14 protein-coding genes and 2 riboswitches are annotated in these 14,822 nt (G+C 44.7%); of the genes, 2 read left to right on the forward strand and 12 right to left on the reverse strand.

From position 1 onward, the window contains the following. Positions 1–483 precede the first annotated feature (483 nt). Entirely contained in the window at positions 484–1,248 is a 765-nt protein-coding gene (locus tag L1765_RS15025; RefSeq protein WP_236408304.1) for a GntR family transcriptional regulator, read from the forward strand. Beyond that, positions 1,241–1,702 (forward strand): GNAT family N-acetyltransferase, encoded by a 462-nt coding sequence (locus tag L1765_RS15030; RefSeq protein WP_236408305.1) that lies wholly within the window; start codon positions 1,241–1,243, stop codon positions 1,700–1,702. Before L1765_RS15025 ends, L1765_RS15030 begins: the two co-directional genes overlap by 8 nt. Before the next feature lie 169 nt (positions 1,703–1,871). Here L1765_RS15030 and metA read toward each other — a convergent pair whose 3' ends face one another. The 12 genes from metA to L1765_RS15090 form a co-directional block, all read right to left on the reverse strand. Then, positions 1,872–2,789 (reverse strand): homoserine O-acetyltransferase MetA, encoded by a 918-nt coding sequence (gene metA / locus L1765_RS15035; protein ID WP_236408306.1) that lies wholly within the window; start codon positions 2,787–2,789, stop codon positions 1,872–1,874. Positions 2,790–3,170: 381 nt separating this feature from the next. Continuing rightward, complete coding sequence (locus L1765_RS15040) at positions 3,171–4,532, reverse strand: cobyrinate a,c-diamide synthase (RefSeq protein ID WP_236408307.1); 1,362 nt, start codon at positions 4,530–4,532, stop codon at positions 3,171–3,173. Then, complete coding sequence (locus tag L1765_RS15045; protein ID WP_236408308.1) at positions 4,525–5,652, reverse strand: cobalt-precorrin 5A hydrolase; 1,128 nt, start codon at positions 5,650–5,652, stop codon at positions 4,525–4,527. The genes L1765_RS15040 and L1765_RS15045 overlap by 8 nt, the downstream gene beginning before the upstream one ends. Continuing rightward, the gene (gene cobM / locus L1765_RS15050) at positions 5,649–6,425 is read right to left on the reverse strand and encodes a precorrin-4 C(11)-methyltransferase (RefSeq protein WP_236408309.1); all 777 of its coding nucleotides are present in this window, start codon (positions 6,423–6,425) and stop codon (positions 5,649–5,651) included. Before cobM ends, L1765_RS15045 begins: the two co-directional genes overlap by 4 nt. Beyond that, positions 6,425–7,135: a precorrin-2 C(20)-methyltransferase gene (cobI, locus tag L1765_RS15055; RefSeq protein WP_236408310.1), complete on the reverse strand. Its 711-nt coding sequence runs from the start codon at positions 7,133–7,135 to the stop codon at positions 6,425–6,427. The genes cobM and cobI overlap by 1 nt, the downstream gene beginning before the upstream one ends. Further along, positions 7,128–8,321, reverse strand: coding sequence for a precorrin-6y C5,15-methyltransferase (decarboxylating) subunit CbiE (gene cbiE, locus L1765_RS15060; RefSeq protein WP_236408311.1), 1,194 nt, complete (start codon positions 8,319–8,321; stop codon positions 7,128–7,130). The genes cobI and cbiE overlap by 8 nt, the downstream gene beginning before the upstream one ends. Next, positions 8,299–9,408 carry a cobalt-precorrin-5B (C(1))-methyltransferase gene (locus L1765_RS15065; RefSeq protein WP_236408312.1) on the reverse strand — a complete coding sequence of 370 codons (1,110 nt, stop codon included), beginning with the start codon at positions 9,406–9,408 and terminating at the stop codon, positions 8,299–8,301. Before L1765_RS15065 ends, cbiE begins: the two co-directional genes overlap by 23 nt. Before the next feature lie 7 nt (positions 9,409–9,415). Next, positions 9,416–10,066: a precorrin-8X methylmutase gene (locus L1765_RS15070; protein WP_236408313.1), complete on the reverse strand. Its 651-nt coding sequence runs from the start codon at positions 10,064–10,066 to the stop codon at positions 9,416–9,418. 15 nt (positions 10,067–10,081) lie between these two features. Further along, positions 10,082–10,849: a precorrin-6A reductase gene (cobK, locus tag L1765_RS15075; protein WP_236408314.1), complete on the reverse strand. Its 768-nt coding sequence runs from the start codon at positions 10,847–10,849 to the stop codon at positions 10,082–10,084. Further along, positions 10,846–11,697 (reverse strand): sirohydrochlorin chelatase, encoded by an 852-nt coding sequence (locus L1765_RS15080; protein ID WP_236408315.1) that lies wholly within the window; start codon positions 11,695–11,697, stop codon positions 10,846–10,848. Before L1765_RS15080 ends, cobK begins: the two co-directional genes overlap by 4 nt. A gap of 69 nt (positions 11,698–11,766) precedes the next feature. Next, positions 11,767–13,305 (reverse strand): precorrin-3B C(17)-methyltransferase, encoded by a 1,539-nt coding sequence (gene cobJ / locus L1765_RS15085; protein WP_236408316.1) that lies wholly within the window; start codon positions 13,303–13,305, stop codon positions 11,767–11,769. Beyond that, positions 13,302–13,988, reverse strand: a complete 687-nt coding sequence (locus tag L1765_RS15090) for a HoxN/HupN/NixA family nickel/cobalt transporter (RefSeq protein ID WP_236408317.1) — start codon at positions 13,986–13,988, stop codon at positions 13,302–13,304. Before L1765_RS15090 ends, cobJ begins: the two co-directional genes overlap by 4 nt. 134 nt (positions 13,989–14,122) lie before the next feature. Continuing rightward, positions 14,123–14,357: riboswitch (cobalamin riboswitch) on the reverse strand. Positions 14,358–14,470: 113 nt separating this feature from the next. Further along, positions 14,471–14,665: riboswitch (cobalamin riboswitch) on the reverse strand. Between the last annotated feature and the right edge of the window lie 157 nt (positions 14,666–14,822).

Below are 14,822 nucleotides of genomic sequence, written 5' to 3' on the forward strand. Positions count from 1 at the left end.
AATCAGAAGCATCTTGACACAAACGATAGGAATCATCGCTCTTCAACCCTAACCATATTTTGTAAGGCCTAGGGTTAGTTTTGTATTGTTTTTTTTGGTTCGTGCAACGAGTTAATTTTCAGGATAGATTTAGAATATTGTGTGTATATCTATATTAATACTGGTTATGACGTGCTATGTCAATAGTTTATTTTATATTTTTTTACTTTAACAGAGAAATGTATTAAATTTTAGGTTATATTTACGTAAATTAATATTACATTAAATTTTATATTTGCTATATTAATAAAAATCCAAGCTATTAATGTTATATTTTATTGCATTAAATATAACATTTTATGTCTAGTTGACTACTTAAATAGTCTTGCAAAAAAAATTATCAAATAGTTTATATTATAGTAAAAAATACATAACTGGTTATTCCATGTTATGTGAAAATGTACTACAATAGTAGTAAAAATAATATTAAAAGTTGGTGAGAAAATGATTGAACGAAGTAATCCAATTCCTCTATACGAACAATTAAAAAACAAAATAATCGAACAAATTGATGAGGGAATATTAAAACCTGGGCAACAAATCCCATCAGAAAGAGAATTATGTGAAAAATATAATGTCAGCAGAATTACGGTGAGGCAGGCGATTTCCCTTGCTGTAAACGAAGGGATTCTTTTAAGAAGCCATGGAAGAGGTACTTTTGTCGCCGGACCAAAAATCCAACAGGGATTAACAAAAATCAGCAATTTTGAACAGACATTGGCCCAGCAGGGGATTGTTGGTTCAACGGATCTGCTTAACACAGATGTGATACCAAATGATTTTTATTTTTCCCGTTTACTAAATATCAGTATAAACGAGCCCATCGTAAATATTGAGCTTCTCGGATATGGGAATGAACTTCCATTAGTATACTATACTTCCTATTTTTCATTTAATATTGGAAACAAGTTTATCAATCTTGCCAAGGAGAAGGTTGCAAATCATGAACCTTTCTCAACACTGGATTTATATGGGAATCTTTCGGAATTATATCCTACCCATACAGAGCAGACGATTGAGGCAATTGTTTCGGATGACAGATTGTCCGAATTGCTTAAAGTAGAAAAAGGATCCCCTTTACTAAATATTTCATCAATCATCTATTCTGGAAATCAGCCGTTGGAATATAAAGAGGCATTTTACCGTGGAGATAAATATAAATTCTTTATTACGCGTGAGTTTAATTTTAATGGAGAGAACAATGAATAATTATTTGGTTGAGATAGTGAATCATCTAACTTTAGACCTGTTAATCAAAATGGTAGAAATTGAAAGTTTGGGATTCGGTTCAAACGGAGGTTTAGATGAATGGGGACTTTCTCCTCTAGTTCGATATGGCCGAGTTTATATATTAAAATCCTTTGAGAAAGAAATAGGATTGGCTGAAGTCCTTCGTTGTTTTGAAAATCCAAATGAAGCGTATATTTATGGAGTTTCTATCATTCCTAATTACCGTGGTAAAGGACTGGGAAAATTTTTTGTGCAGCATATCATAAAAGATTTGAGTGACATGAATTTTCGTAGAATTGTACTAACCGTCTCTGAGGAGAACAAAAGTGCGATTCATTTATATACTTCATTAGGATTTTCAACTGTTGATTATTTAAAAGATGAATACGGAAAAGGAATTCACCGGATTAAAATGTGCTTAGATCTTTCTTAATATAAATGGGGACTACCCTAAAAGTAAATAAACTTTAGAGATAGTCCCTAATTCACCTATCTATCCAACGATTTACCATCACGTTACATGAGGAGAAAAAATGGGTTTGTCCGGCGATCAGGTTCCGTTTCAGATAAACTTCATAATGCTTAACTTGATTGATTTTTTTCTATTTAATCTCGTTTAAGTCATAAGGTGTTTCCTGATAGACATAATAATTGAGCCAATTGGAAAAGAGAAGATTAGCATGAGACCTCCAATTGACAAGGGGTTCCATGTCAGGATTGTCCTGCGGAAAATAATTTTTGGGTACGGCAATATCTAATCCTTTTTTGACATCCCGTTCATATTCCAATTTTAACGTGTTTTTGTCATATTCAGAATGTCCCGTCACAAAGACTTGACGTCCATCCTTACTGGCCACGATATATATACCAGCCTCTTCAGATTCCGACAAAATTTCAAGCTCAGGTACTTTCTCGATATCTTCTCTCCTGATTTCCGTATAGCGGGAATGGGGAACAAAAAATACATCATCAAATCCCCTGAGAAGCCTTTCATTTTTTTTATTTACCGTATGTGAAAAAACTCCAAACATTTTTTTGTTAAGAGGATATTTAGGTATCCCGTAATGGTGGTAAAGACCAGCCTGAGCCCCCCAGCAAATATGAAGGGTAGAAGATACGTTGTGCATTTTCCAGTCCATAATCTCTTTTAACTCTTCCCAGTAGTTAACTTTTTCAAATTCAAGATGCTCAATGGGAGCTCCGGTGATAATCATTCCATCGAATTTTTGATGACGTATATCCTCAAAGGTTTTATAAAATGTTGCCAAATGTTCTGGAGAAGTATTCTTCGAAGTGTGGGTAGCCGGATGCAATAAAACAACTTCCACTTGCAGCGGTGAATTGCCCAATAACCGAAGAATTTGTGTCTCTGTCGCTTCTTTTGTTGGCATCAAATTTAGAATCACGATTCTTAAAGGACGAATATCCTGGTGAAAAGCCCGGTCCTCTCCCATCACAAAGATATTTTCATGATGAAGTATTTCTCCTGCAGGCAGATGATCGGGAATCTTGATTGGCATTTTTTCTTCACTCCTTCCCAGGAATTATAAACGAATCTGAAGTTTGGATGAACAGGAACTAATGAATTTATTAAGACTTTAATTACTTCTTGTCGAGTTCGTCAGGAAGTATTCATGTCCGCTTCTGTTCTAAAGAACGGAGCCCTCAAAAACATCTGGGTATAATTAATGTATGGGAGATAAACGTCTATAAGAGAGATTTTATTATTTTAATACGAATTCGACAAGTCTGAATTTGATAAAACGAATATAAGAGATCTTTTTCATAATCTTTTCTAAAAATTGTTGTTAAATAGTATATTTGGTGGATTCATCCCCTGCAGACGGAGAAGAAGATTTACCTGAGCAAGTTGATAGATCTTATGATTAAACATACAATCATCAGCGGGATTCCTTGACCTCACGGCATTTTTCCACCCATCTTTTTACGATGTTTGGTTGAGAAGCAAAATGGAGGTGGGTGTAACCGGCAACTAAGTTCCCTTGCAAACATCCCTCCGGTTTTTCCCCACGTAATTCCTTTGTTTGATAAGCATGGGTGATTTTTTTTCCTGGGGTAAAAATGGAATAGTGAAATTCGTGCCCTCTTGCCTGTTCTTCAGCAAGCAAAAAATTGCCCGCCGTTCCGCTGACCTCCCGGTAGCCAATGGCTGCAAGTTTTTTCTGCATCTTTACTTTTCCCGGAATGATACCAACCATTGGATAAGTTCGGCCATCACTCGTCTCGATTGCCTCCGTCAAATACATGAAACCGCCACACTCCGCAAGAGTGGGCAGACCTGCTCTTATTGCCTCCCTTATCGATACCATCACTTCTTCCTCTTTAGAAAGGACATCGGCAAATTCCTCGGGAAAACCGCCACCGATATAAATTCCGTCCGCGTCATTCGGCAGTTTTTCTCCGGCAAGGGGAGAAAAATAGGTTAACTCGACTCCGCAACGCTCGAGCAGCTCCAGATTCTCCGGATAGTAGAAGTGAAATGCCGCATCTTTAGCAACAGCAATCTTCACCATTTTTTTCTCCTTCTTCCGAAATAGCCTGGCCTCTGCCCGTAATGCCGGGACAGCGGCAAGTTCTGTCAATCGCTCTAAATCGACCGTTTTTTCGACCATATCGGCCAGCCTGTCAAACAGCGGCTGCAGCTCACCCCGTTCGATGGACGGTACCAACCCAAGATGGCGTTCTGGAATCTCCATCTCTTCCTCCCACAGCAAGTATCCGATCACCGGAATTCCGCATTCCTGCTCGACCGCTTCTTTTACCAGGCGAAAATGTCCGACGCTGCCCACTCTATTGGCAATCACTCCTACAATTTGGACACCTTCGGCAAAACATTGAAAACCTTTTACGATCGCCGCCGCACTTCGCGCCATGCTCTGGCAGTTCACTACGAGAACTACAGGCGACTCGGTGAGCATGCTGATTTCCGCCGTACTGCCCTCGTTGCTCACAGGACTCTTACCATCATAGAATCCCATCACCCCTTCAATGATGGAAATATCTGCTCCTTCGCTTCCCCTGACAAAAACCTCCTTCACCGCCTCATGGTTAAGTATCCAACTGTCCAAATTGCGAGACACTCTACCTGTCACCGCTGTATGATATGTTGGATCAATATAATCCGGTCCGCATTTAAACCCCTGGACGATATACCCTCTTCGTTTTAACGCGGCCATCAGTCCGATCGTAAGTGTCGTTTTTCCGACACCGCTGCCTGTTCCTGCAATGACAATTCTATTCATATCTGATCACTCCAACTGAAATAGTTACATTTCCCGACTTCTTTTTGTCTAGGACAAGCCGATTCAACCTGCCGTACAGTTTGGCAGCCGGTTCACTCACACCATAGGCACCCGTATACCTGTACACCGTTTCCGATGGTTGTTCCATCTCCACCTGATTTAATTGTGCTGGAGTATAGCAAACAAGTTCCCATCCGTATTTTCGCACGACCTCCAATAAGCCCTGCTCATCCCTTTTTAGATCGATCGTACAAACTGCTTTCACACTTCGGACAGAAAATTTCAGTTCATGTAGTGTTTCTATGATCACCTGTTCTATTTCGTTAGCCGATGTTCCGCGGTTGCAGCCGATTCCGAGCACAATCACCTTCGGCCGGTAGAGCACTCCATTGTTCAAAATTTCTTCTTCTTCCTTTGCCAACACTCGATGCGTGACAACGAGCGCAGCCCGTGGTTGCGCTGCAATCGCTTCGGTAATGCTTGGATATATCCGAATATTTTTTGGAATCGGCGAGTCATACATCCACCAATTTTTTTCTCCTGATTCCTGGACAATCGCGACATGTTCTTCATTTACGACAGAGGCACTCACCGGGGTCAGTTTCTCTGCCGATTCCCATTCCCAACCGAAGCGTTGCCCAAACAAATCTACCGGAATGGTTTGCTGTACCTCGGATGCCGTCGTGATCACCGGGCGCGCACCAAGAATCGCCGCTACTTCCCGCACCAAATCATTGGCGCCTCCCAAATGTCCGGAAAGGACGCTGATGACGTGCTCCCCTTTATCATCAATCACGACAACCGCGGGATCACTTTTTTTATCCTTTATTAGCGGGGCGGACAAACGAACCATCGCACCAATGGAAAAGATACCAATGATCCCTTTATACACTGAAAAAAGAGCAGGAAGAAGCAGGCGCACACTTCCGAAAAACATCTGAATCCCCCGCTCCGCTTCATCCCCTTTTGCAAATTTGCCCATATAATACACGTCGACAAGCGGAAAATTAGCCTGCAACTTGCGCGCAAGTTCCGTTCCATGTTTGGTAATCGCCACAACAGCATAGTCACCCTTTTTTTGTATCGCTGGAATTCGTCCTTCTTGCAGGTAAATCATCATGCCTGAACTCCTTTTCTAAATCCATGCGTAAATTCTTTATCATATAATTTTGACCGGTACTCGTCCTTGTCATGAATATGCGGGTCGAGCGACCATCCTGCCAAAATCATAGCATGGGAATGGATTCCGTGCTTGCGCATATCTTTATCCAGATTTCGTAAATTAGTTCGAATGATCACTTGTTCGGGCCACGTTGCTTTTTGCACCACCACAATGGGAGTATTTTCACTCCATCCAGCCTCCTGCAGCTCATTGACCACTTTTTTCGTCAAAGTCGCGCTTAGAAACAAGGCCAACGTACAGTGATGGGAAGCCAAATCCTTCAGTTTTTCCCGTTCCGGAACGGGCGTCCTCCCCTCCGCTCTTGTTAAAATCAACGTCTGTGTCAATTCGGGAATCGTCAGTTCCGCTCCCGCTACCGCTGCCGCCGCAAATACTGAACTGACCCCGGGTACAATCTCGTAATGGATTCCTTCCTTTTTCAAAAGGGCGATCTGTTCCATAATTGCGCCGTATACCGACGGGTCCCCAGTATGAAGTCGAACGACTTTTTTTCCCCGCCTTATTCGATCGGCCATGATGTCTACCATTTCTTCCAGGGACATTGCGGAACTCCTTAAAATTTCTGCCTCGGGGTTTGCCCTAGTAACCAGCTCCTCACTAACGAGTGAATCGGTGTACATGACCACATCCGCCTCTTTAAGGATCTTTAAACCTTTTACTGTAATCAAGTCAGGGTCTCCGGGACCCGCTCCCACAATATAAACCTTCATTATTTTCTCACCACCATTAAGGTCAAATATCCAAGATCACTTCCCACGAGTTCTTCCACATTACGCCAGATCATCTCTTCACGGGAAGTGGCCTTCGTTACCACCGATGCCTTGTTGATTAATTGCAAATCCCTTAAAACCATTAATATAAGATCCATTACTTTAGCCACTTTAATAAAGACAACACAGTCATGAGATTCCAACGCCTTTCTCATCGCATCATAGTCATCGGTAGCGGGAACAACCGCAATCTGCTCGTCACCGTCCGCCAACGGTAGCCCCAATTGTGCAGCAGCAGCGTTAATTGAAGAAATCCCGGGGATTACTTTTACCTCAATCTGCGGATAAAGCTGATTCATCAGCCGCATTAAATGGATAAACGTGCTGTATAGAAGCGGGTCTCCTTCCGTCACGAACACAACGTCTTTTCCCTGCCGCAGGAACTCCCAAATTGTCTCAACCGTCCTATTCCATTCCTGTTCAAGAATCACTTGATCCTTGGTCATGGGGAAAACCAAACCGACCATTTCTTTTTCCTGCGGATTTACGTACCATTCCACGATTTCCAACGCATAGCTTTTACTGCCCATTCGTTTTTTCGGATAGGCGATGACAGGTGATTCCTTTAAAACGCGAAAGGCTTTGATGGTAATCAGCTCCGGGTCACCCGGGCCGACCCCCAAACCATAGAGTATGCCTAATTTATTCATGTCTCCTCCTTGCAGTTATGATAAATACCGGATTTAATGCCTCGAACCGCTTCATGTTTAAAATCGATTTGCTGCGCGACAGCTGTGCCAATGTAATCTGCGTTTCAAAACCTTCCATCTCAAAAACCCGCGCTGCTTCGTTCAGCGTTTCCATCGTTGCGGCATTCAGTACAATGCGGCCGCCAACTTTTAGGCGGCTGCAGCAAATATGCAGCAGTTCCCTCATCTCACCGCCAGTACCCCCAATAAACACCGCATCAGGATCGGCGAAACGCTCCAAACCAGCGGGGGCTTTGCCGTGAATCACCATAAAATCAGTTCGGAACTTATGCATGTTTTCATAGCAATTTTGGATATCCCTCTCATTTTTCTCAATTGCGTATACTTCTCCGTAACGGGCGATGCGCGCCGCTTCGATCGCAATCGATCCGGTACACGCTCCGATATCCCAAACGATGCTTTCCGGTTTCAGGTTCAGATTACCCAAACTCAACACGCGGATTTCCCGTTTTGTGATCAACCCTTTATCGGGCTTTCGCTGCGAAAATTCTTCATCTTCGATTCCGATCGGCCAATAAGGACCGTCTTTTTCTTTTTTCAAAATAACGACATTTAAATCCGAGAACCGTTGATCCGCCATCTCGCTGAGGCTGTACCATCCGACCCTTTCCCTTTCTGAGTTTAAATTTTCCCCAATAAACGCACGATACTCCGTCATTCCAAAGGACAGCATATAATTTGCGATCGCATTGGGATTATTCTCAGTATCTGTCAAGAGTGCGATCTTGTCTTTTCCGTCAATTCTTTGTGCCAACCCCTTCATGCTCTTGCCGTGGACACTTGTAAAATAAGCGTCCTGCCAACTTTCCCCCATACGGGCGAAGGCCAGTTGAAGCGAACTTAAGTTTGGGTATATTTCCACTTTCAGTTTTTTTGACAGATACCCGCCAATTCCATAGAACAGTGGATCCCCCGATGCCAATATGACCGTTTTCTTTGATTCTTTATGCAATCTTTCTACTAGACCCGCTAGTCCGCCTTTTATGGCCAGTTTCTCCCCCCGGTATTCCGGGAAAAATCCCAGATGGCGTTCTCCTCCGACTAAAAGCTCACTTTCCTCGATCCATTTCTGGTACAGCGGAAGGAGGCTCTCCTTACCGTTATCACCGATTCCAATCACTTTCATCAATTGTCACCCTTCCTAATAGGACCCCTTTTAAGCTTGTAATAATGGTTTCGATAGCCATACCGCCCCCTACTTCTCTCAGCCCGGTTCTACAGCATTGTTCGCACAGCTGTTGAAAAAACAGCCGCTGACCGTGTTCTAGCATCAGGTCCCCCACCTGGGAAGCAGTATTGGCTTTTAAGATCTGTTCCCTTAATTGTTCCGGGACACCTGATTCTTCTGCAATTTGTGAAAGAAAACCGAAATCGACGGGGGCACTTTTGGCATGAACCATCATCACTCCCTGTGCCAATTTAGAAAATTTCCCCATCATCCCCATCAATGTCACACGCTTGACATTTTCTTTTTTACATTGCTTGAGAGCAAATCCTACAAAATCTCCCATTTCAATAAATGCTTCCTCTGGCAATGTGGGATACATTTCCATACCGTATTTTTCGCTGCGGCCTCCTGTCGATAAAACGAGATGATCGCAGCCGCTGAGGATTGCGACACGAATCGCCTGCACAATGCTCGCTTTATAGGCGGCATTGGAAAACGGAACAACAATCCCGCGCGTACCAAGGATGGAAATGCCCCCGATAATTCCCAACCGGCCGTTTAACGTTTTTTTCGCAATCTCCTCGCCATCTGGTACGGAAACAACCACTTTTACTCCTAAAGTGATCCGATATTCTTCGAGCACCTCCTGCACCGTTTCCATGATCATTTTACGCGGTACCGGATTAATCGCTGCTTCGCCCACAGGAACTGGGAGTCCGGGTTTCGTTACGCGGCCCACACCTTTGCCTCCTTCAAGTACAATCCCCGGTTCGGGCTTCCAAGTGACAGTCGTTTCGATCAGTGCACCATGCGTCGCGTCCGGATCATCTCCACCGTCCTTTATGACCCTCGCAACCGCCATTTCACCGGTAAATTCGCAGTTTTTTAGTTGAAAGGTGACTGCTTCCCCTGTCGGTAATTTGATTGTCACTTTTTCCTGCTTTTTTTGTTCGATCAAAGCGAGCAGCGCCGCTTTTGCCGTTGCTGTAGCACAGGAACCAGTCGTATATCCGTATCGCAAAGGCTTCTTTTCTTGCTTCTCCATCCTTCGCCTACACCTGTTTTTCCGCTAGTATAGCAATCGCATTCACAACTGCGACCGCAACCGGACTTCCGCCTTTACGCCCCCTGTTGGTGATGAACGGAATATCCAGTTTTTCCAGTTCCGATTTTGACTCTGCCGCAGACACAAATCCAACCGGGACACCTATGATCAGTCCCGGCTTTGCTCCCTCTTCTTTTACAAGACGAATTAATTCCAACAGTGCTGTCGGGGCATTGCCAATGGCAAAAATCCCGCCTTCCGCTTCCTTGATCGCCTTACGCATCGAAATGATCGCTCTGGTAGTGTTTAATCGCTTTGCCTCCTCTATCACATCAAGGTCTGATATGTAAACTTTTACATCACCTCCGAATTTTTTGATGCGCGGTTGACTGATGCCAACCTGAACCATCTGTACATCAGCAACAATCGGTTTTCCATTGTGGATTGCATCGATTCCCGCTTTGATCGCATCGCGGTGAAAAATGAGGCTGCGCCCCAGTTCGAAGTCAGCCGAAGCGTGAATGACTCGCTGCACAACCGGATACTGTTCTGGTGTATACGGATGATCACCAACTTCTTCGTCAATCATGCGGAAACTCTCCCATTCAATCGCTTGCGGCTGTACTGTTTTCGGCTTAAAATCGGTTCGAAAGTCCATTTAGCTATGCCTCCCCTAAGACAATTCATTTAATTTTTTAATCACGCTGTCGAAATCGGAATAATAGGTGCCGTACTCCAGTTTCGGCCTGGCGATGATGACGATATCGATCCCCATTTCCAGAGCCGCTTCAACTTTCTCGTCGATAGCTCCCACTTTGCCGCTTTCTTTCGTAATCATCATTGTTACCTTGTAATGATCGTAAATCGCTTTGTTTAGTTCCTTGGAAAACGGACCCTGCATGGCTACAATATTCTTCTGCTCGATCCCCAACCGCTCACACTTTTCCATATTGTCTTTGCGTGGTAGCATTCTCACAATTAGCGTTATATCCGGAAATCCCAGCAACCGCTCCGTAAAAATCTGAAGCATCTTGCTGCCGGTTGTCAGCAGGATGATACCTCTTTTTTCCGCCGCTGCTTCCGCTGCCCGTATATAATCTTCAACAACCATAATCTTATCGTGTTTTTCATAGAGCAGTCTGCTTTCCCTTTCATACCGTATATAGGGGACGTTTGCTTTTTGCGCCCCCGCGATCGCATTTTTCGATGCTTCCTCAGCATATGGGTGAGTGGCGTCTACTATCGCCGCTACATTTTTTACCCGTACGAGGTCTTCTATATCTTCCGCCGTTAATCGGCCAATTTGCACGGGCAGTCCTACTTTCTGCAAACTTTTCGCAGCATTCTCCGTTACAACGGTTGTTAGCAATTCATACCCCCGCTGACGGATTTTCACCGCTAATTCACGGGCATCGCTCGTTCCTGCCAACAGAAGAATCATTGCATTCCACCTCTTACGTGATCATCATGATGGTGGTGATGATGGTGGTGTTCTGCGTTTTTCATCGCGGCAACACGATATTGGCATGTATCGCAGTTCATCTTCACCTTATCCTGCACAGCTTCCTTGACTCGGTCGAGCAAAATATCCCGTAGCTTGGGATGGAAACCGAAGTAATCCGCCAGCACAAAATCATGTCCTGGATATCGCTCTTTAAAACGGCTTATCATCTTCTCCATTCGTTTGATGAGGACACCCGTAAATAGGAAGTAAGGAATAATGATGATTTTACTTGCCCCAAGTTTTAAACACCTGTCTATCCCCTCCTCTATTGAGGGAAACGTCACCCCGGCGAAAGCTGTCTCCATCCACTTGACGGCTTTTAGCTTTTCCCAGTACAGGCGGGAAATTTTATAAAGGTCGCTGTTCGCATCCGGATCGCTGCTTCCTCTACCTACGATCAGAACAGCCGTATCATCCAGCCCGAAGCCGGTTCCCTGTACTCTAGCAGACAAAATATCCAGCACATACTCATGGATTCCAACAGGACGGCCATAGACAAATTCGACATCTGTATATTTTATTTTTGCTTCATCCATTGCTGCCGGAATATGAATTTTTGCATGTCCTGCGGAAAACAAAATAATCGGGATTATCGCCACCCGTGTCGCCCCTCTCCGAACACAAGCGTCAATGCCTTGAACAATATCCGGCTTCTCAAATTCTAAAAAGCACGTTTCGATGATCGGCTCGGCCAGATCTGGTTCCAACGTTGATACGAATCTCCTGACTTCCTCGTTCCCCTCCGGATCTTTGCTGCCATGGCCAACAAACAAGACTGCGTCCAAAATCAGCCCTCCTCTTTGCGAAATTTTCAGTTAAATCCGAGAAAAATATTTTATTTTTTGCAACCCTTATCATTCGCCGCACACGGACGCTTCTATTGCAATATTAGGCACTTCACGCCATACGAAACTCTCGATCTCTTGTACTCGCTTAAAAAATTTGTGGAAACGCTCGTTGGGATACCCTTCAGATGCATAGCGACAAACAATGCGCCCAACCAGACCAACAATCTCTTCCGGAGCAATCCCTTCCGCCACCAAAAATCCAGAATGGGCATTGCGCCCAACTGTTTTGGCGCCAAGAAACAAATCGAACCCACCCTTGCGGTACACGATCCCGATATCTTCCTGAACTGCGCCATAACAGGCCATTCCACAGCCGTTGATGCCAATCCGCAGTTCCTTCGGTACCGGCAACCCACCAAGCCGTCGGCTGATTTCCTCGGCATATGGAATGCCCTCACCCTTTTCTCCATCACAGAAATCACACGCCTTCACCACAACAACCTCACCTACCGGGTACAATAATAAACCTTCCTCGGCGAGACGTTCCGTGATCTTCACCGGTTCATCCGTAGGAATACGTAATATCACTTGATGGTGCGGGGTATATTCAATTGTACCCTCATCACCTGCAACCTCCCCCAGCACCGCCAACTGCCGCGGCGTCAACTTCTTATTTGCAACACCTGGGCTCACCGCTATTTCAAAAATAGATTCTGACCGCCGGCCCCTATTCACTGCTGCCAGCGCTTCCTCCGCCAAAACGCGTGGACCCAAATCATTCCCTAGGCCCCACGGCTCCGCTTCCCGCCGCAGGCGTTCGTGGGGCTTCAGTGTCTGCTCATCCGTATTAAGCGTGTACTTGCGCTGGTATCCGCGCGGCGTAATCATCTTCCCATCGTAAAGAAAAGTTGACGAATTCCCCACAATCACCGTTGTCAGCATCCCAATCTCATGGTTCAGCATATCCTCTAACGTCGTGATCACCACATTCTGCCGCTTGCGGTATGCGCTCTTCACAATTCCAACAGGGGTGTCCGGCGAACGGTACTTCAACAATATCTTCTGTGCCTCCACAATCTGTCGCGTTCTGCGCCCACTCCGCGGGTTATACAATGCCACCACAAAATCAGCCATTCCCGCCCCTTCCAGGCGCCGTGCAATCATGTCCCACGGAGTCAGATGATCACTTAAACTGATCGTACACGCATCATGCATCACTGGAGCTCCCAGCAAAGCCGCACAAGAGTTTATCGCTGAAATCCCCGGTACGATTTCTACACTCACCCCCGATTCTTCGTTCCACCCCTTTTCCACCAAAACTTCATAAATCAACCCGGCCATTCCGTAAACACCAGAGTCTCCACTTGAAATCACTGCCACCTTTTTTCCCGCTTCAGCCTGCCGTATCGCTTCGCGCGCCCTACTCACTTCCTCCGTCATCCCTGTGCTTACAATTTCTTGATTCGTCACAAGTTCCCTAATCAAATCCACATATGTTTTATAGCCGACAATCACGTCACACTCGTTAATCGCATCCAGCGCACGCTTCGTCATATGTTCTGAACTCCCTGGGCCGAAGCCGATTACTAGCAACTTCCCCTTCATGAAAACCACCTCTCCATTATTGAAATCCCTAAAAACAAACTATACACACCTGTCAAGGATCCGATAAAAATATAGACACCCCTTTTAAACCTCGCTTTCATAAAACCCCAAGAGGCTGCGTAAGTGATAAAAATCGTCGAAAAGATAACACCAATCGTAAAAAGCAAGAGCAACAAAACAGCAAATGCTAGATTATCAAATCCAAGACTTGTGGATATGATTAATACTTGTGTAGGGGTTTCGGCACCGATTCCATGGAGGATGCCAATAGAAAATGCCCCTAACACCCCCCATTTTGATATCTCGAATTTACGCTTGAACAACCGCTCCGCGATTTTCAGAAAAATTTGTAGGCGACTTTGGAATTGATATTCTTTCTTTTGCTTGAATACGGAAAAGAGAATGAATCCCCCCAACACTAGTAAACTAGCGCCTACCAGAAACTCTAAAAATGACAAAACAGATTCAGGTAATCGGGTTCCCAGAAAAATCGCCAACAGTCCAATCACCAGCACAATCGACCCATGACCTAAAGAATAAGTGATTCCCATCTTCAGCTGCCTAGTTTTCTCCGACTCCATTCCTACCATATCGGCGATGGCCGCGATATGATCCGAATCAATACCGTGTCGGATACCTGTAATAACGGCAAATATCGAAAATGAAACAAGTTCGAAAATCATTATTTCCCCTCCTTAAAAAAATAAAAGCATTTCCAACCTGCAAGGCTAGAAATGCTCGAACTTCATTCCTCTTTTTGCACAGAAGTAGCACAAAAGGAACCGCACTCTAACACCTCCCTATTCCTCGTAGGTCAATAGTGTTGTTAAAACAGGCAGGTCTCCTGACTTAGGTTTAACGTTTCAGCACCTTCCCGAAAGTTGATTTCAGTGGTTTATTAGCTGAACGTCCGCCCACCTGAAAACGTACAAACCGCTTTCAAGTGAGCCATCCATCACAGTGGCGGGACCGTGTCGGATTCTCACCGAACTTCCCTATTAAACCGGACGATTTTTGACTATCGTCTCGGTACCTGTTTCCAAATCTATACTATTGTTTCTGCTATTGCGCCGTCCGCAAATAAAAATGCCTTGATTCCTCTGGGAGATCAAGGCGTGGACAGCATGTTCGCCATCATTCGACCTTTCCTTTTGACCCGAAGGAAAATAGTCTGCGCAAACAGGCAGGTCTCCTGGCTCATGGATCTACGCTTTGCCTCTCCTTCCCATCACGCTAGTGACAGTGGATCGTTTGCAGCAAAGCTCCCCATTTACAGTGGCGGGACCGCGCCGGACTTGCACCGGCTTCCCTATTAACTTCACAAGCCGGACTTGTGAAGACCTGTTTGGTTTGAAAGTTATACAATTACCTCGTATTGTACATTAATTATTAGACATCCATGCCGCTGACGCGGCACCATCAGATGATGAAAATAAGCAATATGCGATATAATGGACTTGCGGCTGGCGAGGGAGGTCGCTTAATCTTGGTGCTTACAAGCCCGTTTATTAGACAGA

This window comes from Microaerobacter geothermalis (assembly GCF_021608135.1).
In the GTDB taxonomy this organism is placed as follows: domain Bacteria; phylum Bacillota; class Bacilli; order DSM-22679; family DSM-22679; genus Microaerobacter; species Microaerobacter geothermalis.